A 24,617-nucleotide genomic window follows, 5' to 3' on the forward strand; every position below is an offset into this window, starting at 1 on the left:
ACGAACGCCACCGCCACGGCTGCGAACCAGGTGACGCTCGGCGGGACCGGTTCCTCGGTCCGCATCGGCGACATTGCCGCTTCTACCGCCGCCCAGGAAGGGCCGGTCGAAGCCGTCACCGTCGATGGCAACGGCACGCTCGGCACCACCGCCATCGCCACCGCCGCCTCCGTCCAGAACGTACGCGTCGCGATGGACGCAATCGCGGAAATCTCCGATGCGCAGTTCAATGCTCTGAGCGACCGCGTGACCGGCCTCGATTTTCGTCTCGATGAACTGGACGAGTCGACCAGCGGCGGCATTGCTGCAGCGATGGCATTCGGCGGCACGATGATCGTTCCCGACAGCTCGATCAGCGTCAGCCTCAATGCCTCGACCTACGGCGGGGAGCAGGGCTTTGCCGGTACGGTTTCGGCACGCGTCGCTCCGCGTATCTACGTTTCGGGCGGTATTGCCGGATCGACTGCCTCGGACACGACCGGCGGTCGCGTCGGGGTCGCCTTCGGCTTCTGATAACGCGTCTTTACGATTTGAAGAGGGGTCCCCGCGCTATTCGGGGGCCCCTTTTTCCCGAATGGCGCAGTTCGTCTCAGCCTAGCCGCGCCAACTCCGCAGGACGCAGCCATACCCTTCCCGGTATTCGGCGGTATCGGAATATATGAGCGGGAAAGACGCCGTGACACTTCGCTCCTCGACGTTTTCCGACAAGCGGACCAGTCCCATTCCGGCCAGCTTATCCTTTTCGCAATCTTCGAGGGCTCGTCCGGCAACGAACCGGCACGAACATGCAACCCGGGCGCTGTAAGCGGTTCCGGCCGCCGCATAGCCTTCGATGGGGGCGCGATAGAACCATATCACGGCAAGGACGATCGCGATCAGGACGGCGCCTATGATGAAGACCTTCCCCTTCAGCCTGTTCGACTGCTTGCCCGCCTTACCTTTAGCCATTGAAGAATCGTTTTCCTTGCGCGAGTGAGAGCGCGATGTTGCGCCGTTCGATAACCCATATTGCCGCTGTCGCTCTCTTGCCAACCCTTGGTGCATGCGGCTCGGAAGAAAGCGAACCTGCGCCGCTTTCGGAGACCGCCCTCGCCGCCGTCTCGGACGCGCCCGGCGCTCCGACGGAGCAGGTTGCGCGGCAGGTCGACGAATTGTTCACGAGTGAAGACGTCGGCGAAACGCGCGCACTCGTCCTTCTTTACGACGGCGAGATCGCCGCCGAACGTTATGCGCCGGGCTACGATGCGGACACCCGCTTTGTAAGCTGGTCCATGGCGAAGACCGTGACCGCCGCAATGATCGGTCTTCTCGTGGCCGATGGACTGCTTCATGTCGACGCACCTGCCCCGATCCCCAAATGGCAGCGGCCGGGAGATGCCAGGAGCGACATCACGCTTCGGCACCTGTTGCAAATGCGCAGCGGCCTCGATCATACGGAAGCGGGAGAGATACCGTATGAATCATCCGAAGTCCGGATGCTGTTTCTGGACGGCCGCGACGACATGGCCCGCTGGGCGGAAGAACAGCCGCTCGAAGCCGAACCGGGCGAACAGTTCGAATATTCGAGCAATACGAGTGTTATCCTGGCCGACATCGCTGCCCGTGCACTGACCGACAGCAGCGATCCGGAGACCCGTCGCGCGGCCGTCGCAAACTACTTGCAGCGACGCCTGTTCGGTCCTCTCGGCATGGAATCGATGGTGCCGGAATTCGACGCGAGCGGGACGCTCATCGGGGGCAGCCTCATTCACGGGACCGCCCGCAACTGGGCGAAATTCGGAGAGTTCCTGCGCAATGAGGGACGGGTCGATGGTGCGCAGATCCTTCCGCGCGCCTGGGTCAGGGCAATGACGACGTCGAGCCCCGCATCGCCCCAATACGGCTTTCAGACTTGGCTCAATCGCGAGTTCCGCGAACCGGGCGAGGAACGGCGCCACCCGCTGTTTCCGGACCGCGCCCCGGCTACGCTCTTTTCTCTCATCGGCCATATGGGACAATACGTCATGGTTTCGCCAGAGCAGCGCGTGACGATGGTGAGGCTCGGCCATTCTGACGAGGCCGAACGCGCCGCGCTCATGCCGCAAATGGCGGATGTCCTGGAGCTTTACCCCGAACGTTAGGCCTGGTCAGGTAGGCGGAACACGCCCTGCACGACCGTCACGCACGGTCCGCCAAGCCAGACACGCTCGCCATCCATCCGGCAATCGAGGAGGCCGCCACGCTCGCTTGCCTGATGCGCCGTGAATTGCGTCTTTCCAAGCTTTTCCGCCCAGAACGGCGCGAGCACGGCATGCGCAGAGCCGGTCACGCTGTCTTCAGGAACGCCCCAGGCCGGCACGAAGACGCGGCTCACAATGTCGGTCTCGCTACCGCGTGCCGTGCAGATTGCCATGCGGTCGATCTTTTCGAGCGCCCGCATATCGGGCTCCAGCGCGCGAACCGCCGCTTCGTCATCGAGCAGGACGATGGTGGTTTCCTCGACCCCGGCGACAGCATCGTAACAGGTGCCCGAAGCACCGAGCGCAGCCATCAGTTCCGGCATTGCGCGCTCTTCGACATGAGCTACCGGAAGGGCGAGTTCATAGCCGCTTTCGCTTCGCCGCACTTCGAGGATGCCGGCCTTGCGCGTGCGAAAGGTCATGTGCTCCGAACCGCTATGCGACAATGCGACATGACCGCTTGCCAATGTCGCATGGCCGCACAGGGCGACTTCGTGCGTCGGCGTGTACCAGCGAAGTTCGTAATCCGCCGCCCCTGTTTCATCGGGCACATAGAAGGCCGTCTCCGCGAAGTTGTTCTCCGCCCCGATCGCCTGCATCGCTTCATCCGAAAGCCATTCGTCGAGCGGCATCACCGCTGCCTGGTTCCCCTTGAACGGCGCATCGGCAAAGGCATCGACATGGAAATAGGGCAAGGCTTTCATGACGGTGTGTTGTTCTCCAGCTTGGCGAACTCGTCTTCCTCGACGAGCGGGTTCTCGGGTTCGTCCACATGCCCTTCCGGGTCGATATGGATGAGCAGTTCCAGATGGGGGAACTGCGCACACAGATCCCGCTCGACCGATTCGATGATGTCGTGCGCGCGGGCGACCGACATGTCGCCGGGCAGATCGACGTGGAATTGAGCGAAATCCTTGTGGCCACTCGTCCGCGTGCGCAGATCGTGCAGATTGCTGAGTTCGGGATGGCGGGCGGCAACCTCGACGAATTGCTGGCGCTTCTCTTCGGGCCATTCGTGATCCATCAGCTGGTGGACCGCCTCGTTGCCGGCCGACCATGCGCCCCAGGCCAACCAAAGGGCGATTGCTATGCCGAATACGGGATCGGCCATACCGAAGCCGAGATACTGGTCGAGGGCGAGCGCGGCGATGACCGCGAGATTGAGCAGGAGGTCGGATTGATAATGCACATGGTCGGCGGAAATAGCCACGGAGCGGGTGCGCGAAATGACGTAGCGTTGCCAGCCGAGCAGTGCGAGCGTGACGAGGATCGCGACGATGCTTACCGCGATGCCTTCCGCCGCCGCCGCTGTTCGGTCACCGGACACGAGCGCCGAGATTGCCCGCCAGGCGATGCCCACCGCCGACAATCCAATGAGCAGAACCTGAAAGACCGCCGAGAGAGCCTCTGCCTTGCCATGACCGAAGCGATGGTTGTGATCCGCGGGCTGCGCGGCAATCCAAACGCTTACGAGCGTTGCCAGACTGGCGACAAGGTCGAGTGCCGTATCGGCGAGGCTGCCCAGCATCGCGGTCGAACCCGTCCGCCAGCTCGCCCAGACTTTCAGCACTAGGAGGAAGGCCGCCGTCGCGATCGAGGCGATCGCCGCGCTGCGCGTCAGGCGCGCACGATCCCGTTCCGCCTGGGTCGAGACGGCCACCTTCGTCACGGGAAGAGAAGGCTCGACTGCCACGACGCGCTGCCGTCCGTGCGAGTGAAACGGCGACGGTCGTGAAGGCGTCCCGGCCGGTCGATCCAGAACTCCATCGCGAGCGGCGTCACGCGGAACCCGTTCCAGTAGGACGGCCGCTCGACTTCGCCGCCTGCAAAGCGCCGTTCGGCTGCGTCATAGCGTTCGACGAACTCGCTGCGAGAAGCCATGGGCCGCGATTGCGCCGATGCGACTGCGCCCAGCTGCGATTGCCGCGAACGGCTGGCGAAATAGGCGTCCGCCTGTTCGTCCGAGACCTTTTCGAGCGGTCCTTCTATCCTGATCTGCCGGCGCAGGCTCTTCCAGTGGAACAGCAACGCGGCATGAGGATTGGCTAGCACCTCTTCGCCCTTGCGGCTCTCTTCGTTCGTATAAAAGACAAAGCCGCCTTTTGGTCCCTCATTGGGGCCGTGCCCCTTCAGCAGAACCATCCGCACGGACGGTAATCCGCCCGACGTCGCCGTCGCCAGCGCCATCGCGTTGGGATCGTTGGGTTCGCTTACCTTCGCTTCGTCGAGCCATGCATCGAACAGGCCAAAGGGATCGCCCGTCGGGATCACGCTTTCTTCAGCTTTCATCGCACTTACCTGAACAGATGGAACACATGGAACACGGTTCTGGCGATAGAAACGACGCCGTGCGCGAGCCGCCGCCCAAGGGTAAACCACGAGGCATCGTGCGGAGGGCGATAGTCCAGCTCATCGCCGGCGTTCTAGCCCTGCACCCCCGCGTAGGGAAGTGCAGTCTTCCCGTAGCGCACCCTCCGGACATTGCCGGGTATGATGGCGCTTTCAAGGCTACCCACGCCCCGCTTGCCAGCGCGCGGCGCCGCACCTAACTAAATGCGCATGGCCGACCCCTATTCCACCCTCGGTATCTCGCGCAGCGCGTCCGAGAAAGACATCAAGAGCGCCTATCGCAAATTGGCGAAGGAACTCCATCCCGACCGGAACAAGGACAACCCGCAAGCGGCGGAGCGCTTCAGTCAGGCCACGCAGGCCTATGATCTGCTCAGCGACAAGGACAAGCGAGCGCGTTTCGATCGCGGGGAGATCGACGCAGAGGGCAATCCGACCAACCCGTTCGCAGGCATGGGCGGCGGTCGGGGCGGAGGCTTTGGCGGCTCCTACGGCGGTGGCGGTCCCGGCCGTGGCGGCGGCCAGGGCGGCTATTCCGCGAGCGATTTCGAGGGGTTCGGCAACCAGGCCGATATCGGCGACATCTTCGAAGGGCTGTTCGGCGGCGGCGCGCGACGCGGAGGCGCTGCCGGCTTCGGCGGTGGCAGACGCCCTCCGCCCCCGCCACAGAAGGGCTCTGACATTCTCTATCGCCTGCGCGTTCCCTTCACGGACGCGGCGACGCGCGCCGACCAGCGCATAACCCTGTCCGACGGCAAGACGATCGACTTGAAACTGCCCGCCGGCGTCGAGGACGGCACGCAGATGCGGCTCAAGGGCAAGGGCGAACAGGGTCCGGGCGGCGCAGGCGACGGCATCGTCAAAATCCAGATCGAGGGCCACGCCTTCTTCAAGCGGGATGGCGACGACGTTCGCTTCGACCTGCCGATCACGCTCGATGAAGCGGTGAACGGCGCGAAGGTCCGCGTTCCCACGGTCGACGGAGCGGTCATGATGACCATTAAGCCCGGCACCGATGGCGGAACCGTGCTGCGTCTCAAGGGAAAGGGCTTTTCGAAGAAGGACGGCAATCGCGGGGACCAGCTCGTGACGCTCGAGATACAGCTGCCCGACGATCTTGCCGAATTGCAGCGACGACTCGACGGGTGGAAAGACGACAGCGATCCGCGTAAGGGCATGAGCTGAAGCAGAACCGCCTCCGGCAGAAGGGGCGATACAACAGGCGCTAGGCGGGAGAGACAGAGACGTGGCGGAAACCGAGCTGTCCGATCCCGACAAGCGCCAGGTCCGCTCGCTTTCTCCCGAAGAACGGCGCAAGGCGGCCTTTCATTTTCGCGACCGCGTGGCGAGCCGCATGGGTCCGGGCACCCGCTTCTTCGAAATCACGAAGCGCGTATTCGTCGGCACCTATAACGAGGGGTTCATCCATGCGGGCAATCTCGCATACATGTCGATGCTCGCGATCTTCCCGTTCTTCATCCTCGGGGCAGCCGTCTTCTCCGCGATCGGCGAGGAAAGCGAGCGCGCCGCCACCATCAATACCATCCTGATCGCCCTTCCGCCTACGGTTCGCGAAACCATCGGTCCGGTCGCCCGCGACGTGGTCCAGGCGCGTAGCGGGTGGCTGTTATGGGCGGGCGCGGCGGTCGCCCTGTGGACCGTGGGCAGCCTGATCGAGACGATCCGCGAAATGCTGCGCCGCGCCTACGGCACCGAGGCGACCTATTCCTTCTGGAAATACCGGCTGTTCTCCACCGGGATCATTATCGTCGCGGTCGTCCTTCTCCTGCTGTCCCTCATCGCGCAGCTGATGATTACCGCCGCGCAGCAGGTGATCGAGGCCTACCTGCCGACATTGAACGACGTCATTTCCGGGCTGGCGCTGTCGCGCATCGTTCCCGGGCTCGGGCTGTTCGGTTCGCTCTACATGATCTTCTACACGCTGACGCCGCACTTCTACCGGCAGAAGCGCTATCCCAAATGGCCCGGCGCGCTGGTCGTGACGCTGTGGTGGATCGGTGTCACCGTCCTGATGCCGCAGGTCCTTTCCAGCTTCTTCAGCTACGACCTGACCTACGGCAGCCTTGCCGGCATCATGGTTACCCTTTTCTTTTTCTACCTCGTTGGACTAGGGATGGTCGTCGGTGCCGAACTGAACGCCGCCCTGGCCGAAACGCCCGAAGAGGAGCAGGCGGCCGAGTTGGCGCAGAACAAAGCAGCGGAAGGATCTGTATGAGCGGGTTGATGGCGGGGAAACGCGGGCTGATCATGGGCCTCGCGAACGACAAGTCGCTAGCTTGGGGAATTGCGAAGCAGTTGAGTGCGCACGGCGCGGAGCTGGCCTTCACCTATCAGGGAGAGGCGCTGGCGAAGCGAGTGAAGCCGCTTGCAGAGCAGCTGGGCTCCGACTTCACCTTCCCCTGCGACGTGTCGGACATGGATGCGCTCGACGAGGCGTTCGCGACGCTTAAGGCCCGGTGGGAAACGATCGATTTCGTCGTTCACGCGATCGGCTTTTCCGACAAGAACGAGCTTCGCGGGAAATATGTCGATACGAGCCTCGACAACTTTCTGATGACGATGAACATTTCCGCCTATTCGCTCGTGGCGGTCGCAAACCGCGCCTCAGCCATGATGCCGCCGCTCAAGGGTGACGGCACGGGCGGCGGAAGCATTCTCACGCTCACCTATTACGGAGCGGAAAAGGTCATCCCGCACTACAACGTCATGGGCGTCGCCAAGGCCGCGCTGGAGACGAGCGTCCAGTACCTCGCCAACGATCTCGGCCCGGCGAACATCCGGGTCAATGCGATCAGCGCGGGGCCCATCAAGACGCTCGCGGCAAGCGGCATCGGCGACTTTCGCTACATCCTGAAATGGAACGAGCTGAATTCGCCGTTACGCCGCAACGTGACGATCGAGGACGTCGGCGGCGCGGGCCTTTACCTCTTGTCGGACCTTTCCTCCGGCGTTACCGGCGAGACGCACCACGTTGACGCCGGCTATCACGTCGTCGGCATGAAGCAGGAAGACGCGCCCGACATCGCGCTGGATTGAGCATTACCCATGCGCATTGCCGTAACCGGAGCGGCCGGGTTTGTGGGCGGAGCGATAGTCGAGCAGGCAGTCACAAGCGGACTGAAAGTTCGTGCGATCGTCCGTGACACTCATCCGGCAGGTCACGCTGATGAATATGTGGCGTGCGGAGATCTGTTGACTGCAGATCCTGTCCCGCTGGTCCATGGTTGCGAAGCCGTCATTCACTGCGCCGCGCGCGTTCACCGAACGCGGCGAGAAGATCGGGCGGCCGGTGTGTCTTCGTATAAAAGCATGAATGTCGATCTACCCGTCCGCCTTGCGAAAGCCGCACGCGCACATGGGGTACGAAACTTCGTCCAGATCAGTTCGGTCGCAGCTCTCGCCTCCTCGACTCCGGTCGGAATGGTTTACGGCGACCATACGCAGCCTCGTCCGGCGACCCCTTATGGAAAATCCAAGCTGGCGGCCGACGAAGCCCTTCTCGCCCTCGCTACGAACGAGTTCGTGGTTACCTGCCTGCGCCCACCGGCGGTGATCGGTCCGGGTGTCGGAGCCTGGTTCGCGTTGCTCTTGAAGGCGGCTGCCAGGGGCTTGCCTCTGCCGCTCGGCTCGATCGACAATCGGCGAAACTTCATTGCGGTCGAAAACCTCGCTGATGCGGCGCTAACGGCCGCAACCGCGGAAACATCTGGCGCCTTTATCGTAACGGACAGCCAGCCTGTCAGCACAGGCGAACTATACCGTCGGTTGTTGAAGGGCTTTGGCTTTCGCGATCGTGTCTGGAACTGGCCCGCCGCGCCAGTTCGTCTGGCCGCAGCAGCAGCTCTTGGCAGACGAAGCGAGAGCCTGCTCGGCAATGCTGCCTTTGACGGCACACGGTTCGCCCACCAGTTCGACTGGTCGCCGCCGGTCGCTTTCGAGCGTTCTCTTGAGGGAACTATTGCGGGTTCGCGATGCTGAAGCGCGCTTTCGATGTTCTGGCCAGCGCCGTTGCGCTCACTATCCTTCTGCCCATTTGCGCCTTGGTCGCGATAGCGGTGAGGCTGGAATCCAAAGGTCCGGTCATCTTCAGATCGGAGCGTTTCGGCAAGGATGGCGTAATTTTCTTGATGCCCAAATTTCGCACGATGAAGGTCGATACGCCTCAATTGCCAACGCACTTGCTCGGAGATGGGCGCATTCATCTCACGCGTATCGGCGGATTTCTTCGGCGCAGCAGTCTCGATGAACTGCCGCAGCTCTGGTCTGTTCTGAAAGGCGACATGTCTCTGGTGGGCCCCCGACCCGCGCTGTTTAACCAGCACGACCTGATGGGCATGCGCCGCGAAGCTGGTGTCGACGTGCTGCGTCCCGGGATAACGGGCTGGGCGCAGGTGAACGGTCGGGACGAACTCAGCCTTGCGCGCAAGGTTGCGTTCGAGAAGGAATATCTATCAAGGAGCAGCCTAGCGTTGGACTTGCAAATCATCTGGATGACCGTCGCTAAAGTTCTGACCCGAAAAGGTGTCTCGCACTGACGTTTCGCATGACATTCAATTCTTACATACGACACCGACGATGATCGCCAGACTCGCAAGGCTACCGGAGCGAATGCTTAATCGAGGATTGCTCAAGATCCTCGGGATAGCGAGCCGTGTCACGGATTGGCCTCGCTGGATCAAGCAGTTGTTCGTCGCGATCCTCGATGGAGTGCTGGCGGTCGTCGCGACCTGGATAGCTTTCTCGCTCAGGCTCGGAGAATGGCGTTTGTTCGACTGGCCGGTCATCCGGTTCGCCGGAAGTCTGATCCTGATCTGGTACCTGCTCGCTCTGATCCGTCAGAACTACAACACTATCTTCCGGTATACCGGGCGTGGTTCGGTCGTATCCCTGTTCGTCACCGTATTTCTGACGACCATCCCCCTCATCACGTACTACATGGTGTACACTTATCCCGGCGTGCCGCGCACCATTGCGATCCTTGCGCCCATCTTGTTCCTTATTCTGATGGCAACCGCCCGGATTATCGGGCGATATATTCTGGTAGATCTGCTCAATCGCAGCAGCGGCGAGGCTGACCACCGGCGAGTGCTGATCTACGGGGCGGGCGCGACCGGGTTGCAACTGGCCAATTCCCTTACATCCGAGCGCGGTATGCAGGTCATGGGCTTCATCGACGACGATCGAACGAAGCATGGCAAATACGTCAACCAGACGCGTATCTATCATCCGGAAGATATTGCTGCGACTATCGAACAAACCGGCTCCACCGACATCGTCCTGGCTATGCGGACCGCCAAACAGCAACGTCGCAGGGAGATACTCGAAGAGCTCAAGGATCTTCCCGTCAACGTCCAGATTTTGCCCGCCGTTCGCGCAGTGATCGAGGGCCGCGTAAATGCAAGCGCGATCCGGCCAATCCAGGTGGAAGACTTGCTCGGACGAGCTCCGGTCGAACCGAATGAGAAATTGTTGCGGGCTTCGGTAACGGGCAAAACCGTGCTGGTGACAGGGGGTGGAGGCTCCATCGGAAGCGAAATATGCAGGCAGATCGCTCTGCTGGAGCCGAAACGGATCCTCGTTGCCGACATGAACGAATTTGGTCTGTTTCACCTTCGACAGATGTTCGAGCAGCAGTACCGGAAAGACGTCTTCTTCGAGAAGACGCGCGAGCTTCCAGCCATAAGCTATGATCTGATCAATGTCGCCGACGCCAACCAAGTCAGACATCTCTTCGGCGCAAACAAGATCGATACCGTTTATCACGCCGCCGCCTATAAACACGTGCCGCTGCTCGAAGAGAACTCCCTCTCGGGCGTGTACAACAACGTGTTCGGCACGAAGAACGTCGCCGACCAAGCCTTGGCATCCGGCGTCGAGCGGATGATCCTTATCAGTACCGACAAGGCGGTTCGCCCTCCCAACGTAATGGGTGCCAGCAAACGCTTGTGCGAACTTTACCTTCAGTCCCTGGCGCAGGAGCGGCGGGCGAAGGGGACGATCTTCTCGATGGTTCGCTTCGGCAATGTTCTAGGGTCAAGCGGATCGGTCGTTCCGACCTTTCGCGAGCAAATCGAGGCAGGAGGTCCGGTCACGGTAACGCACCGCGACGTCACGCGCTTTTTCATGACCATTCCGGAGGCCGCACAACTTGTCATTCAATCTGCGGGAATGGCTGAAGGAGGCGAAGTATATCTTCTCGATATGGGCGCTCCGATAAAGATCTGGGACCTCGCCCGAACGATGATCCAGTTGGCCGGCTTCGATCTTCATGGCGATGGTCCGCATGGTGATCATATCGAGATTCGGGAAGTGGGTCTGCGCTCCGGAGAGAAATTGCACGAAGAACTTCTCATCGGAGAAGCATCATCCGCGACAGAACATCCGCGCATTTTCAGAGCAGACGAAGACTTTATCCGGCTGGATGAACTCACGCCGATCCTCGATGAGCTCGAGCGGACGATAAACGATAACAGTCACGACCAATGCCGCCGATTGTTGCGAACTGTCGTTCCCACGCTCAATCCGCAGGAGGATTTCGTTACCGAAAGGCGGGCATAGCCGTCACCTAAACGGCGCTCGGCATGACGTCCTGATCGTCGAGCCAGGCCTGAAACATCAACACAGGCCACAACTTCCACTGATGGTTCGCCGAGCCGGAGCGATGCTCGCGCCACACCTGGTCGATTGCAACGGGATCGAAATATCCTTCACGCGCCAACCGATCGGGCGAGAGAAGATCATCCGCCCATTCGCGCAGCGGACCTCGCAACCAGTCATGCAACGGTACGGCAAAGCCGCGCTTTGGCCGGTCCACGAGTGCTTTTGGGACATATCTGTACAGAACCTCGCGCAGAACACGCTTATTCCCGTCCGGTGTGACTTTATGCTGCATCGGTATCCTAGCCGCCAGGGCGACGACATCGGGATCGAGCATTGGAACGCGCGTTTCGATCGACTGGGACATCGCCGCGCGATCGACTTTCACGAGGATATCATCGATGAGGTAACCGGTTAGATCATCGAATGTCATTTCCGCCAAGCTATCTGTGATACGTGCACGGACGACTTCGGAGGTTGTGCAGTCTTCCGCCGGCAAGGCCGGATTTTCATAGGGTTGCCATCTGAAACCGAGGCGTTGATTGACGGCTACCGCAGATGGCGCATCCATCAATTGTGCGGCCCGGATTATCAAATCGTGCAGATTCTTCCGGCCATCCCGAAAACGCCCCATGTTCGCGAGCCTCGCCGCAACACGTCCCGTGCGATCGGCTCGCAAGAGCTTCGCTATCGTTTTGCGCGCCGGTAACGGTAAGGCAGCGATCAGGCCAAATGTCTTCTGTGCCAAGTGATAGCGCTCATACCCTGCGAACAGTTCATCGCCTCCATCCCCCGATAGCACCACCTTCACAGAGCGGCTTGCGAGTTGGGATACGAGAATGGTGGGTATCTGAGACGAGTCGGCGAACGGTTCGTCATAAACTTGTGGCAAGAGCGGGATGATCTTCCTTGCGTCCGCATCGGTCGCAATTAGGGAAGCATGCTCGGTGCCGAGGGCTTTCGCAACGGCGAGTGCATCATGTGCCTCGTCGAGCGAAGCATTCTCGCTACCGATCGTGAACGTTTTCACCGGATGCGATGTGTGCTTTTGCATCAAGGCCACGATCGTCGAAGAATCGATACCGCCGGAAAGAAAGGCGCCCAAGGGTACGTCGCTCAACATCTGTTTCTTAACAGCGGCGCCAAGCACGGAGTCGACTTCGCCGACCCACTCTTCCAGTGGTCGGGGACATTCGCTTTCGCCCGCTGGAACGGGCTGCGACCAATATCGCGTGTACTCGGCCTCGCCGTCAGATCGAAAGGTAGCGTAAGTTCCGGGTGCTAGTTTTCGTACGCCTTTATAGATGCTCGCCGGTGCAGGCACGTAGCCGTGCTGGAGATATTGCCGCACCACCTTCCGGTCGATCTCGTTTCGGAAAGCCCGATGAGCTTTCAATGCCTTCAATTCCGATCCGAACAGCAGGACACGTTGCGACCCTTCGCAGCCTTGCCAACCGAAATACAATGGCTTCTCGCCCATCCGGTCGCGGGCGAGCGTCAAACTCCGTTCGCGCTTGTCCCACAGCGCAAAACCGAACATGCCCTGAGCCTCCCGCAAGGTACTTTCGATGCCGAAGTAAGCAATCGTTTCTACGAGCGTTTCGGTATCGGAATGGCCCCGCCACAGAACCTGCCGTCCGAATTGGGTCAACCTGCGACGCAGATCGAGGTGGTTGTAGATTTCACCGTTGAACGTGATGACGTAGCGGCCATTCGAGGATTGGAACGGTTGCGCCCCGGCAGGACTCAGTTCGAGAATGGAAAGACGCCGATGGCCGAGCGCGATACCAGAACAGCTATCGACCCAGATGCCTGATCCATCGGGTCCGCGATGGATCAGTGGTTCGACCATCGCCGATATTTGTTGAGCTTGTTCCTCGGACGATCCGCCGACGCTCGGATCGAAGAAACCGGCAAACCCGCACATCAGGAAGAGCCGTTCGACGCGGCGGCATCTCGCAAGCGACGCAGCATTCGCTCGCGCCGCTCTTGCAGAAGGTCTCCGGTATATTGCTGCGACACGGCAATGTCTCGCCGGGCGGCCTGTTCGATCTTTGATGGTGAGCGAGCCAACCCCTCGATCACTCGGGCGAGCGAACCGGTGTCACCGGGAGCATGGGTTCTTTCGGCAGGCAACAGTTCGGGTATTCCACCAGCGGTCGAACCGACGCACGCACATCCTCTGCTCATTGCTTCGATCGTGGATCTTGGCAGACCCTCCTGAAAACTAGGCTGCAGATAGATATCGATTTCATCCAGCCATTCGAAAACGGCGGCTCCGGCTGGACGGCTTCCGTCGAAGGTGACGAGATCGGACACGCCATGTTCCTCGGCCAATCGACGCCACGGTTGTTGATCGCCTGATCCAAGGATCCGAAAGCGAATGTCCTGCCCCTCCAAGCGAAGCTTCGCGATTGCCGGAATGGCAGTCTGAAGCCCCTTGTAGCGGACTTTTAGCGATGCGATCGTACCTGCAACGGCGGGTCGCCCGTCACGAAGCGATGCGATACGATGCATTCGCAACGCAAGGACATCTTCGTCGGGAACTGGTATCTCGACGTTCGATACGTGGTCGCTGACCCCACGCGTCGGATAGCGCGACTGTAACCAATCCTTGGTAACGTAGATGGCAAGCGGTGCTTCGTCGATCGTCTGCCGCATGCGGCGTACTGCCAGAGGGGCAAACATTCTTCCGGCAAGGCGGCCATGGTTGACGTAAGCGTCCCACGCGCAACCCACGACTTCAATAAGGTAAGGCTTGCCTTGACGCTGGCAAGCTTTTGCCACTGCATTGCCTATTTCGCTGGGTAACCGCGCAATGACGGCATCTGCTTTGGCAACCTGATCTTCGATCGCCCGCCTGTCGCGTTGGGCCAATTTCAGTAAGCTGGAGAGATTGTTGAGGTCTGCACACTTCTCAAAATCGACACCAGGATGCGAAGAAATTGCGTGATTATGCCCTTCCGGGGCGTCGCCAATCCGCGCCAGCACGGTTATCGTATCGAAGACTTTCAGATAACGCTGCCAGACATAGGCAGGAAAAGAACCTGTCGTGAAATGTCGGCCGGCAGCATCGACAAGAAACCGGTGATCGTGAGCGAAAAGCAGGTTCATGAGCGAATAGTTTGTCAGTGGACCGGGCGACGGGCCTACCGGACGAGGTCGATACGATCGATCGAGATATCGTAAGCGCTCATCGAGTATCCGGTCGACAGGGTGAGCCAATATCGCTCGCAATTCGCCGACGCAGTGAGCGTCTGGCGCTCTTCGCTCCTTTGTCTCGGCAAATTGAGCCTTGCATTTTGCCGCTCGTCGGAACCTGCACATTGCAGCGAAAGAGTAAGTTCCGGAAGCGACTGATCCTGATAATCTCCCGATAACATGATTACTGGCCGATAAGTGCCAGGGTTCAGCCGTACCAATTGCCTGATGATATCGCCCGAAGAACCAGGTGAAGAACTGATCTCCAAAGTATCGGTGCGCTCGCTTATATTTACTGCGAAGGCGTTCGAGCCGGTGGCTTGCCAATTATACGGCGCGACATCGGCGGACGAAGAAAATTCCGGATTGTTGATTCCGACTTCGTTCAATTCCGGGTGAACCGCCCGAGCCACGCGGAAGCCTGCCGCGTAGTAGCCCGCGTCAGCTAAGGAAGCGATCAAGGCGCTATCCGACTTCTTGTCTTCGGGCGTCATCGATTTGTCGAGCCGCACGCGTAACGTCGCTGCGTTCTCCAATGCCTGCGCGTTACCGGGGACGAACAGCCAGAATTGTTCGGACCAGTTCGGCCGCCGCCTGAGAATACGCTCCATCGGCGCGATTGCACGCGGATCTGACAAGAGTTCCGTCAGCAGCGCGATAACCGACCCGCGGTCGTCCCCGAGGGTTCTGAGCAGCTGATCGAAATACGACATGCCGCGGTCGATATCGCCGCTTTGCACGCTGTCGTCGATCAACCATAGCGTGGATTGGCGGTCGCGGCGATTTAGCGAGTTGCCCGCCAAAATCAGTTGCCGCGCTTTTTCTTCATTTCCATCGGTTGCACTGACTTGGCCAAGCACCCTCAAGGCGGAAGGGGAGGTGGGATCGAGGCGCAAAGCGAGATGGGCCAAGTCGACTACCCTTGAACGATCTGCTGGCGTCAAATTGGAAAAGTCGGGGCGCAGATTGCCTCGCGATACGCTTTGCAGAAGCTCTGGAACCCCCGCGAATAATGCCGGTGCATGGTTTGCGGTCGGACTGACATTCTGCCGTGCAATCGTGGTCGAATAGAACGGTACCGAAACAAGTACCGCAGACACGGTAAGTGCTATGCCAACAAAGAGGAATATGCGTCTGAGCATCACGGCACTTCGTTCGTAACCGAAAGACTACGGATTTCAGTCGCGTTCTGCATCCGAACCGTACGTATACTGATAGGAATAGTCGCTCGAATCCATGTTCAGTTTGGTCATGATCGCCCCGAAAACCGTGGCACGCGCTTGATACAATCTGTCCAGTGACGACTGGATAGCTCCCGATTTCGCGCCGCCTGCTTCCAGAATATAAACCACTCCCTCGACTACCTGCGCGATGAGCAGACCGTCGGCGAAACCAAGCAGCGGCGGGCCGTCGATGATTACATGGTCATATCTTTTGGAAAGATAGGACACGAGCATGGAAAGCCGCTCGCCACTCAACAGGTCGGATGGGTTCGGCGGGATCGGGCCGGCATAGAACATATCCCAGTCGCCTATGGGGGAGGGCTTGATATGGGCGTCCACTTCATTGTCGCCCGCCAGATATGATGAAAGTCCGTGAACGTTTTCGCCGCCGAACATTCGGTGAATAGAAGGGTTGCGCATGTCGGCATCAATGAGGACCGCCCTCCGGCCGAGCTTCGCAATACTATGGCAAAGGGCCATTGCCGAGGTGCTCTTACCCTCGCTCTGGCGCGTACTCGTCACCGTGAACGCTTTCGGTATTCCGTGTTCCGTCGCCAGAGAAAGATTCGTTCGCGCATTGAGGTAGGCTTCGGATTGAACGGATTTCACGTCCTCCAGCGCTTCGATTGGATCGCCGTCCAGTTCCGGGATCGCCCCGAGTATTGGAAGGTTCAATGCATCCCGAGCATCCTCTGGCGTCTTCAACGTCTGATCGATTTGCTCCAACGCCAGGACGGTCAGCCCGGACAGGACAGATCCCACCAGGGTAGCCAGCAGCATATTGAGCAACAGGTTCGGCGACGATGGTCCGCGCGGTATTTCGGCACGATCGACGATCGCGATCGAACTTACGCCGACACCGGCGACGCCGATTTCTTTATATCGCTGCAACAGTGCGTCGTAGAGCTGCCGATTGGTGTCCGCATCGCGCTGAAAGATGTTGTACTGGATACGATCGGACTGTTGCTGGAGAAGTTGCTCCTTCACGTCCTGAAGTTGTGCCTGCAAAGCCCGCTCGCGCTGCAAGGCTTGTTCGTAGTTCGTCGCGGACACCTGCGTCACCCGACGTTCGCCACTTGCAATGGCACTGTCCAGTTCGTCGATCTGCGACTTCAAAGCCCTCGCATCGGGATATTCGGGTTCGAAACGCGTCAATAAGTTGGCATATTCCGCTGCCAGTTCCGCGCGCCGCTGACGTAGCGAGTTCAGGGCAGAGTTCTCGACTACGGCGCGGCTGGGACCCGCACTCATTTCACTACGCGCAGCGATCCGCGCAGCGGTCGCCCTGCCAAGTTCGTTGTTCAAGGCTTCGAGTTCGGCCGAAATCAACGAACGCTCTGACGTCGCATTACCTTCGCCATCGCGCTCGCTCGAAACATTGATGATTTCGCGCTGGCGGGCATAGGTCACGAGTTGACGTTCGGAATCTTCCAGTCGCGAACGCAGATCGGCAAGCCGCTGCTCGAGAAATTCGCGCGCGCCCGAGGTGGAGGCGAACCGGCGGTCCTGGTTCGATGCAATGAACTCGTCGGCCCAAGAATTGGCGATGCGATAGGACAATTCCGGATCAGGGCTTTCGAACTCGATATCGACGAGACCCGAACCCCGGAGCGGTTCGACTTGAAGCTGGCTCAAGAGAAGGTTTGCTGTCCGGCGTCGCAATTCCGCATTATCGACCTCGTTTCCGTTTTCGTCGGCTACGTTCAGATCGAAAGCGGACAGGAAGACGGGGTCGGATGTGAGATTCAGGCGCCGCGTTACCCGGTCGGCAAGCGAGCGTGACCGCAGCAGTCCATATTGCGTCTGATAGAACTCTGCCGTTTCGCCCGCGTCCTCCGGCTGGACCGCTTCGACATTCGCGACATTTTGCTGTTGGCGACTAATCTCGATCGTCGCCGTCGCAGTGAACTGCCGTTCCGCCAGCGAAGTTGCCAGAAACCCGAGAATCAGACACGCGATCATGATCACCGCAATTACGAGCTTGTGCCGCTGAAAGGCACGCCAGTAATTCAGAAGGAGAGGCGTCTTCGAACCTTGAGCCACTGTCTCCTGCGACGAAAAGAGTTCACTTCTGTCGACCAGGGATGCATCGTTATACGTCATGCCCGGTCAGCCCCCACGCCCGGTCAGCAAGATGACCGGCGACAAAAGACCAGTCGCGCCCAACGCGTCACGGAACAGGCGCCGTGATGCCGATTCACCGACGATTATGACGTCGTTGGCAAAAATTTCGGGATCTTGATAATTTCCTCGATGGATGGCCTGCAAATTGTAGAGGCCGGCATATCGGTCACCCCCCACCGTGCGAAAGACGACCACGTCGCTTTTCTTGGCCAATTCGGTCAGCCCGCCCGCACGCGCTATGGCCCGGCTCAAGGTCATCGTGCCAATCACCGGAAACGCTCCTGGTGCGGCCACCTGACCACCGACGGTTACAGTTTGACTGAGCGCGTCCTCGAGGTTCACGGTAACTTCCGGATCGCGAACATAAGCGGCGCGCAGGCGCTCCTCCAACAGACGTGAAAGTTCCGTCGGGGTCCGGCCGGCAACCTCGATCGTGCCAGCCAGCGGATAGGATATCCGGCCGCTAGCATCGACCTGAACCACCCGTCGCATGTCGGACAGGCCGAAGACCTCGATCGCCAGTTTGTCGAACGGGCCCAAATAGTAAGGACGTTCCGCTGCAGTCAAATCCACACGCTCGGGCGGTGGGAGGCTCTCGTAGGTGACCGAGTTGATCGACGGATCCTGCCCTACCGGTCCGCTAGAGCAAGCCGCCAACGACACGGCAAGAATCGCACCGAGCATTACCCGCACTGCGTTCAGGGCAATCGAAGAAAATGACGACAACATCATACGTACTCTAGGGGTTGCGGCTTTCAACTATCATGGGGAAGGCGTTATTAACGCGCGCTGGCATATGGCGGATAAGGCCCGTTCTGACAAATATATTCTACGCCTCGAGCAATTCGAGCGCCGGGGGAATGGCCACGATCCAAGGATAATGCCTCGCAGACAAGGACGCGATCTCGCGCGCTTCCCAAATCTTCTCGGGCGGACCTTGCATTAGTGCCTCTACACCCCGCGACAGACGTGCCACCCTGCCACTGAGCTTGTCGGACAAACGGCCTGAGGGAGCGGTTACGGGTTCGACGAACTTCTTGTAGCCGAAACTCCTCAGCATTTCGAGCGAAACTGAAGTTCCCTCCTCTATTGCGTCCGAATTCTGTTCGAAAAGAATGAGCGGCATCGTGCGGCGAATGGTGTTTTCGGCACCTTCGATTGCCTGCGCTTCATGTCCTTCTACATCGATCTTTATCAGTCCGACATCGCTCGATTGAACCGCTTCGAACGAGTCGAGCGGCCGCGTCTCGAAACTGAAAGGTAATTCGTCGTCCTCAGGAGAATCGGTAATTCTAGCGCTGCCATAGGCCGAGCGCTTCATTGCCGCTTGAACCGTTCGCGCCTCGTTCGAAATGCCCACATTGTTTACCGAAATATTGGGCATCGCGCGCGCATTAATCGCGAGTAATTCATAAATGATCGTGTTCGGCTCGAAGGACAGAACCTTGTCGCTGATACCGGCGAAGAACAGGCTGTGGTTCCCGAGATTTGCCCCGACATCGCACACGACCTTGTCTGCGAGATAGGAGCCGAAGCAGCTGTCGAACCACTCGAGCTGTCCTTCGTCCATTCGGCCAAGGACGTTCAGAACGATCGAGATGTGGTCGAAACTTAAGCAACACATCTGAGGATATTTTGCGAGAAATTCCTCGCGTTGTTCATGCAGATAGCGAAAAGCCGTCTGCGCATCTCGCCGCCGTTTGTATTCCCGCCAGTTCTTGCGCATTGAATTTGAACCTGTTCTCATAATTATTTCAGACCGATGCTCCGGGCTATCGATGCGGGAGCGCACTAAAACCGTTTTTATCTGCGAAGCAGAAACCGCGAGGGTCGATATAAAGCGGACCGAACCAAGCGGAAACAGGCGAGCGCAATACGCGCAAGCGGGCGGGGAAATCGTGAAGCGTGAAACCAAATCGCATCCCGCGCTGGCGGGCCGCGACGATAAAGGCTCGCCAGTCGTCGTATCGTCGTAACATCGCCATTCACCACCGCGGAGTGGAGGCAATATCCAACGTATGCATCGATAAATCGCTCGAGACTTTCTGATTTATCCCCGTGAGTTTCATCAGCGAGCGCTGCCTCTGCAATGGCGGCCGCAGGGGCGATATCGCCCGCCGTTCGAAAATGCTTCCCCCGCCATCTGTGCCGCGATGCATTGGTGACCCCCTCGACATCTCTGCGATAATAGCTCGTTACGCGGTCTGACACGGCAACCGGGTAAGAGAGCGCAACCCGCGCCCAGTATTCGCGATCCTCGCCGAGCCTCGCCGATCCGAAGTAACCGATGGTGTCCGGTACGTCCGACCTGATCGCAGCAGAACTGGAACAAAGAGGATTGCTGCCATTTGCCACAGCTGCGAAGAAATCGATGGTACGAATGCAGCCCGGTTTTCGCGGGCTGAGATCGACTTCGGCGCTTCGTACTTCCTCGAAGGCGGTGCCGATCAATCCAGCGTCCGGATGCGCGCTCGCGATGGCTTCGAGTTCGGCGAGGTGGTTCGCCGCAACGAGATCATCAGCGTCGAGAAAGGCGATCCACTTTCCCCGGGCGGCGCGAATACCACGGTTGCGCGCAGCTCCCGGTCCGGCATTGTCCTGCCTCAACAATCTAATCCTGTTGTCGTCGATGTTCCTCGCGACTGTATCGCCGCCATCACTCGAGCCATCGTCTACGACTATTATTTCGAAAGACGCATCGATCTGTTGGAGTAAACTTGCAAGGGTTTCCGCGATTGTTGTGCCTTTATTATAAAGCGGAATCACTACGCTGAAGAAAGGGAAAGACACTCGAGTGGGGTCACGTGCGCTTCGGCTGAGCCAGTAGCGCACAGCAAACTGCAAAAATGGCCGCGGCCAAAGGTACACGCAGGGGATAGTCGAAGAGGCTGCCCATACCGAACACGAGGATGAAGGACAGGGCGGCAACTTGCCTTGACCACTGATTGCCTTTCGTCTCGGCACGGAGCAACGCTACGCCGCGTGCGACGACCCAGAAACTGAAGATGAGCATCATTGCAATGGCAACCACTCCTCCTTCGAGAGCGAACTGAAGCCAATCCATATGCGCTTGGTTCACATAATAGCGGGATAGATTGTCGAGCCCTTCGTAACGGTAATATGTTTGCTCGAAGGAACCAAAACCGGATCCGACAGGGAAGAAGTCCTGAACCATCTGCCAGGTAGTCGGCAACAGAGTTGCTCGCTCTTCGTCGGCGAGCGAACTTGACTGGAACCGTCGCCATAAGAGTGTATCCGTTGAAGTCACAAGCCAGGCTACGACTGCTATCCCGCCGAGGGCCGCAGCCCCAATTAAGCCGGCATATCTTTTCGAGGCCTTTCCTTTGGCCGGCACAGGCGCACGATTTGCTTGAACGATCCAGGCACTGAACCCGGCGCTGATGACGAGAGCGAGGAAACCGGCGCGAGAACCGGTTATTACGCAAACGAAAGCAAAGAGAGCGGCCGCACCGATCATTGACAGTGCAATGCTGTCCAGCGCTTTCTTCTTCTTGTATCTGGCAACGACAAGCTGGGCGACGAACGGTAATATCGCGGCGAGGAATACGGCCTGATGGTTGCGGTTTGCAAACAATCCGACCGGCGCGCCCACGGTGGTGAGGCGATAGGTGTAGAGGGGACCCCGAGGATCGCCGGATAACTGCAGAAGCGCCAGTATTGCTGAAGCAAAGGCGATGAGGCAGATGATCCGGACCGTGCCATCGCTGCGCTCGGGCAGGGCACGTGCGATCAGCAATAGAACCGCGACGGGAAGCGCGAGCGCCGCTAGGGCATTCACAGTACGAGCCGGGGACATCGTGACGAAGCGCCAGCCATCGTCGATGCCCGCGATGCTTGCTGCTTGCGCATAGGCCGAACGGCCGGGCAGTCCCGCCCATATGTCATACGGAATTGGCACGAGTTGCGTGGCTGCAAGCACTAGACCAGTCAGACCGAGTGCGATCGGGATACGCGCTTGGCTGACCGACATCCGGGTGCTGGCGACGCAGGCGATCAGCAAAGCGATGAACGTGACCGGACGCAAAACGATAAGGGAAGACACGTCCATTCGCGAACTGCCGCCCATGAGCGCGACAAGAACGAGCAGAATGATAGTAAAAAGCCACGTCTTGTCGCTCGCGTAACCGGAACGTGACCAGAGTTGGCCAGTCGAATCTACGAACTTTTGCCAGCTAGCGGTCGATTTCGATTTGCGCGATCTTCTTCGTGCTGACGAATGTCTCACGTCGATCTTTCTATTCTTTCGAAGCCGTGGAGGGTCTCGGCATGCGAATTATGGACAGGTTCTTGCTTTCAGGTTCGCTTCGAATAAGTCGGCCCATCGGTCAACCCCGGCTTCAATCGAAAAGTCTCTGACGCGACGTCGCCCCGCCTCGATGCGCTGCTGCCTGATTTCGTCGTGACGTAAAAGCCATTCGATTGCATCGGCCAACTTGGCGGGATTATCAGGCGGAACCAAGGTTGCGCAAGTATCGCCCTGCGTGACGAAGGGAATGCCTCCTACATCCGACGCAATGACGGGCGTGCCGGCGGCCATCGCCTCAACGATGACGTTTCCGAAAGCTTCGAACCGACTGGGCACGATCAGTATGTCGGCATCACGAAAATGATCGGCCACGTAGTCGGGTTCGACCGCACCCAGCCAGTGAACGCGATTTTCAAGTCCCAATTCGCGGGAAAAATCTTCGAGAAACGCCCGATTTTCTGGCGAACCGTCCCCGAGTACACGCAGCGTCACGCTTTCCTCGACCAACGCAATGGCCTCCAACGCGATATCGATCCCCTTGATCGGCTCTAATCGGGAAACAATCAGCAACGAGGCCGGGCGGGCGACGCAACGTAGCTTACGTGCTTCCGCTACATCGCTCAATTTATGAAAGTCAAAGCGATTGCTTTCGACGTGAATACGGGACCGCGAAACATTCCATCGCTCGTTCATACGATCTGCCAGGGTCGGTGTGGTCACCCATACGAAGCGATACAGCTTCAGCATTGTCCGGGTAAGCGCGGCATTGGCGATCTGAGCGGCCGTTCGGCGCGGACGGCGGGTCGCCACGATGTCGTTGGAGGAAAGACCGGCGCGACCGCTATGGTCAAACTCCGGATCATTGGCGATCTTGACCCAGGACGGAACGCCTCTGATCCGAGCGACCAGCCCCACCAGAAAAGGAAGCGGTCCGCTTGCCGTTTGCGAATGAATGACATCCGGGCGAAACCGAGAGAAGATCTGCCATAGCCTCCATAGCAGCGCGAATTGTCGAACGAGCTTGGACAACGGGTTGGTCGACCGCGATCCGTCGAGATAGGAAACCGAGCCATCCTCGCGATCGGACCCGGCAATCGCATAAGTGACAATGCGAACGACGTGCCCTTCCCGTTCGAAAGCCCGGCGATAAAGTTCTGTCTGCTGCGCAGGTCCGCCAACCGAGGGCCAGAATATTCCCGTAGCGATCATTATTTTCAAGGGACGCCCTTCTTTCACCGTCGCAATCCCGAAATAAGGCGGAAGGGGGCAAGCGGAGCACGCGACATTTTGACGAATACGGGCCATGTGGCACGGTTCAGCAGGCAGGCGCCGTACGTCAGCAGACTGTAAGATGCGACGGTCGCGATTGCCGCCCCTACCGCCCCGTAAAGGGGGATCAGCCACAAGTTCAAACCGACATTCACGACAGCACCCACTATGCTGCGCGAAAGAGCGACCATCTGAAGTCCTTCGAGTACCAGCCAGCGGCTAGTAATGGCGCCCATGAACATGATCGGAGAAATCCAAATATGAATTATGAGGACATCTGCTGCGCGGACATAGTCGTTTCCATAGAGTAGTGCGATGGCAGGCCCCGCTACCAGTGAAACCGCTACCGCGATTGCCGTACCTATCCAGAACATCAGATCATAGCCACCTTGTTGGACAGCGGCATACCGATCCGAGGATTCTCCCCGCGCACGGACAAGCATCGGATACAAGGAAAGACCTATCGCGGTTGGCAGGAACCACCAGACTTCGGAAAGCCGAGCGGCGACTGCGTAGATGCCGTTTTCCGCATTCCCGGAAATTTCCTTCAGCATGACCTGATCGATCTTCAGAAAGACCACCCCTCCTAGGGATGATATCATGAGCGGCCAAGAAGCCGACAACAAGCTTCGGGCCCTCTCCCGACTGTAGGTCAACGACCGCGGCGAGAGGCCATGTTTTCCGAATATACTAACAAGCGCGCCGGCTTGTATGATCTGTTGCACCAGTGTCGCTCCGGCAAACGCCTCCAAGGGTGCTGCAATCAGAACGCAGGCAATTTTCAGTATCGCGCCGGTGCCGACACCGATCGTGCGCGCAACGGCAGCGTGACGCGACTGCAGTCTGGATTGAAAAAACAAATCGAACGCCAACGTCGCGTCGAAGATCATGCCACAGGCGATGATTGCAATCATAATTCTGTCGAGGGCATCCTCGACGAACAGGAAGGACGCACCGATTGCCAGTGCTGCCGCGGCGGCACCTCCTGCGACGCGCAGTGCAAGCGTCGTTCCGACAAGCTCCGCCTGAGCTTCGGGCTCCTCGACCAGATGTCGTGTCACCAGGCTGTCCAAGCCGAGATAGGGCAGAAAACCAAACAGTGCGACGAAGGCCAAGGCGTATTGGAAGATACCGAACTCGGCCGGTCCGAGATAGCGGGCCACTACGATGGAAACGGCGAGATTGGTCAAAAGCAAAATGACACGTTCGACCATCAGCCAGCTGATATTCTTAATGACGCCTGCAAGGGATGGGCGCCGCAGGAACAGGCCGGTTTTCCGCAGCATTCGCTTGAGTGTCATGACCCCGATCGCGGCATGTCGAACGGAAGTTCGTCATAGCTGACGG

Annotated in this window: 22 protein-coding genes; 8 read left to right on the forward strand and 14 right to left on the reverse strand. The window is 59.1% G+C overall.

Annotated elements, in window-relative coordinates; all coding sequences use genetic code 11:
• Nucleotides 1-513, forward strand: a 513-nt coding sequence (locus GRI38_RS12075; protein WP_202389984.1) for a YadA-like family protein, incomplete at its 5' end; no start/stop codon positions are given.
• A gap of 81 nt (nucleotides 514-594) precedes the next feature.
• On the opposite strand, the gene GRI38_RS12080 is transcribed toward GRI38_RS12075, so the two are convergent.
• Nucleotides 595-948 (reverse strand): hypothetical protein, encoded by a 354-nt coding sequence (locus GRI38_RS12080; RefSeq protein WP_160684394.1) that lies wholly within the window; start codon nucleotides 946-948, stop codon nucleotides 595-597.
• 35 nt (nucleotides 949-983) lie between these two features.
• Between GRI38_RS12080 and GRI38_RS12085 the strand changes: the two genes are divergently transcribed.
• Entirely contained in the window at nucleotides 984-2,120 is a 1,137-nt protein-coding gene (locus GRI38_RS12085; protein WP_160684397.1) for a serine hydrolase domain-containing protein, read from the forward strand.
• Here GRI38_RS12085 and GRI38_RS12090 read toward each other — a convergent pair.
• From GRI38_RS12090 to pdxH, 3 genes are read right to left on the reverse strand one after another with little or no spacing between them, the layout of a single operon-like run.
• Nucleotides 2,117-2,923, reverse strand: a complete 807-nt coding sequence (locus GRI38_RS12090) for a PhzF family phenazine biosynthesis protein (RefSeq protein WP_160684400.1) — start codon at nucleotides 2,921-2,923, stop codon at nucleotides 2,117-2,119. The genes GRI38_RS12085 and GRI38_RS12090 overlap by 4 nt on opposite strands.
• A complete protein-coding gene (locus GRI38_RS12095; RefSeq protein WP_337191289.1) occupies nucleotides 2,920-3,912 on the reverse strand; it encodes a cation diffusion facilitator family transporter in 993 nt (330 codons plus the stop codon). The genes GRI38_RS12090 and GRI38_RS12095 overlap by 4 nt, the downstream gene beginning before the upstream one ends.
• Nucleotides 3,885-4,508, reverse strand: coding sequence for a pyridoxamine 5'-phosphate oxidase (gene pdxH / locus GRI38_RS12100; protein WP_160684403.1), 624 nt, complete (start codon nucleotides 4,506-4,508; stop codon nucleotides 3,885-3,887). The genes GRI38_RS12095 and pdxH overlap by 28 nt, the downstream gene beginning before the upstream one ends.
• 270 nt (nucleotides 4,509-4,778) lie before the next feature.
• Here pdxH and GRI38_RS12105 point away from each other — a divergent pair, with 270 nt between their 5' ends.
• From GRI38_RS12105 to GRI38_RS12130, 6 genes are all read left to right on the forward strand, one after another.
• Complete coding sequence (locus tag GRI38_RS12105; RefSeq protein WP_160684406.1) at nucleotides 4,779-5,753, forward strand: DnaJ C-terminal domain-containing protein; 975 nt, start codon at nucleotides 4,779-4,781, stop codon at nucleotides 5,751-5,753.
• A gap of 61 nt (nucleotides 5,754-5,814) precedes the next feature.
• Nucleotides 5,815-6,804: a YhjD/YihY/BrkB family envelope integrity protein gene (locus GRI38_RS12110; protein ID WP_160684409.1), complete on the forward strand. Its 990-nt coding sequence runs from the start codon at nucleotides 5,815-5,817 to the stop codon at nucleotides 6,802-6,804.
• The gene (gene fabI / locus GRI38_RS12115; RefSeq protein ID WP_160684412.1) at nucleotides 6,801-7,625 is read left to right on the forward strand and encodes an enoyl-ACP reductase FabI; all 825 of its coding nucleotides are present in this window, start codon (nucleotides 6,801-6,803) and stop codon (nucleotides 7,623-7,625) included. The genes GRI38_RS12110 and fabI overlap by 4 nt, the downstream gene beginning before the upstream one ends.
• A 9-nt stretch (nucleotides 7,626-7,634) precedes the next feature.
• The gene (locus tag GRI38_RS12120) at nucleotides 7,635-8,567 is read left to right on the forward strand and encodes an NAD-dependent epimerase/dehydratase family protein (RefSeq protein WP_160684415.1); all 933 of its coding nucleotides are present in this window, start codon (nucleotides 7,635-7,637) and stop codon (nucleotides 8,565-8,567) included.
• Nucleotides 8,561-9,124, forward strand: coding sequence for a sugar transferase (locus tag GRI38_RS12125; protein ID WP_160684418.1), 564 nt, complete (start codon nucleotides 8,561-8,563; stop codon nucleotides 9,122-9,124). The genes GRI38_RS12120 and GRI38_RS12125 overlap by 7 nt, the downstream gene beginning before the upstream one ends.
• Before the next feature lie 73 nt (nucleotides 9,125-9,197).
• The gene (locus GRI38_RS12130; protein WP_160684421.1) at nucleotides 9,198-11,147 is read left to right on the forward strand and encodes a polysaccharide biosynthesis protein; all 1,950 of its coding nucleotides are present in this window, start codon (nucleotides 9,198-9,200) and stop codon (nucleotides 11,145-11,147) included.
• Between the two features lie 7 nt (nucleotides 11,148-11,154).
• On the opposite strand, the gene asnB is transcribed toward GRI38_RS12130, so the two are convergent.
• The 10 genes from asnB to GRI38_RS12180 all read right to left on the reverse strand — a co-directional run bounded on the left by asnB (nucleotide 11,155) and on the right by GRI38_RS12180 (nucleotide 24,571).
• On the reverse strand, nucleotides 11,155-13,113 hold the full coding sequence (gene asnB, locus GRI38_RS12135; RefSeq protein WP_160684424.1) for an asparagine synthase (glutamine-hydrolyzing): 1,959 nt from the start codon (nucleotides 13,111-13,113) through the stop codon (nucleotides 11,155-11,157).
• Complete coding sequence (locus tag GRI38_RS12140; RefSeq protein WP_160684427.1) at nucleotides 13,113-14,300, reverse strand: glycosyltransferase family 4 protein; 1,188 nt, start codon at nucleotides 14,298-14,300, stop codon at nucleotides 13,113-13,115. The genes asnB and GRI38_RS12140 overlap by 1 nt, the downstream gene beginning before the upstream one ends.
• Nucleotides 14,301-14,335: 35 nt before the next feature.
• Nucleotides 14,336-15,298: a tetratricopeptide repeat protein gene (locus tag GRI38_RS12145; RefSeq protein ID WP_160684430.1), complete on the reverse strand. Its 963-nt coding sequence runs from the start codon at nucleotides 15,296-15,298 to the stop codon at nucleotides 14,336-14,338.
• 267 nt (nucleotides 15,299-15,565) lie between these two features.
• Nucleotides 15,566-17,713 (reverse strand): GumC family protein, encoded by a 2,148-nt coding sequence (locus GRI38_RS12150; RefSeq protein WP_160684433.1) that lies wholly within the window; start codon nucleotides 17,711-17,713, stop codon nucleotides 15,566-15,568.
• Between the two features lie 6 nt (nucleotides 17,714-17,719).
• Nucleotides 17,720-18,418, reverse strand: a complete 699-nt coding sequence (locus GRI38_RS12155) for a polysaccharide biosynthesis/export family protein (RefSeq protein WP_237487535.1) — start codon at nucleotides 18,416-18,418, stop codon at nucleotides 17,720-17,722.
• Between the two features lie 145 nt (nucleotides 18,419-18,563).
• The gene (locus tag GRI38_RS12160) at nucleotides 18,564-19,460 is read right to left on the reverse strand and encodes an FkbM family methyltransferase (RefSeq protein ID WP_160684436.1); all 897 of its coding nucleotides are present in this window, start codon (nucleotides 19,458-19,460) and stop codon (nucleotides 18,564-18,566) included.
• A gap of 77 nt (nucleotides 19,461-19,537) precedes the next feature.
• Complete coding sequence (locus GRI38_RS12165) at nucleotides 19,538-20,578, reverse strand: glycosyltransferase family 2 protein (RefSeq protein ID WP_160684439.1); 1,041 nt, start codon at nucleotides 20,576-20,578, stop codon at nucleotides 19,538-19,540.
• Nucleotides 20,535-21,803, reverse strand: a complete 1,269-nt coding sequence (locus tag GRI38_RS12170) for an O-antigen ligase family protein (protein ID WP_160684442.1) — start codon at nucleotides 21,801-21,803, stop codon at nucleotides 20,535-20,537. The genes GRI38_RS12165 and GRI38_RS12170 overlap by 44 nt, the downstream gene beginning before the upstream one ends.
• Before the next feature lie 225 nt (nucleotides 21,804-22,028).
• Complete coding sequence (locus GRI38_RS12175; protein WP_337191290.1) at nucleotides 22,029-23,306, reverse strand: glycosyltransferase family 4 protein; 1,278 nt, start codon at nucleotides 23,304-23,306, stop codon at nucleotides 22,029-22,031.
• The gene (locus tag GRI38_RS12180; protein WP_160684448.1) at nucleotides 23,234-24,571 is read right to left on the reverse strand and encodes a flippase; all 1,338 of its coding nucleotides are present in this window, start codon (nucleotides 24,569-24,571) and stop codon (nucleotides 23,234-23,236) included. Before GRI38_RS12180 ends, GRI38_RS12175 begins: the two co-directional genes overlap by 73 nt.
• Between the last annotated feature and the right edge of the window lie 46 nt (nucleotides 24,572-24,617).

Source organism: Parapontixanthobacter aurantiacus (assembly GCF_009827635.1).
GTDB classification, from domain to species: Bacteria; Pseudomonadota; Alphaproteobacteria; order Sphingomonadales; family Sphingomonadaceae; genus Parapontixanthobacter; species Parapontixanthobacter aurantiacus.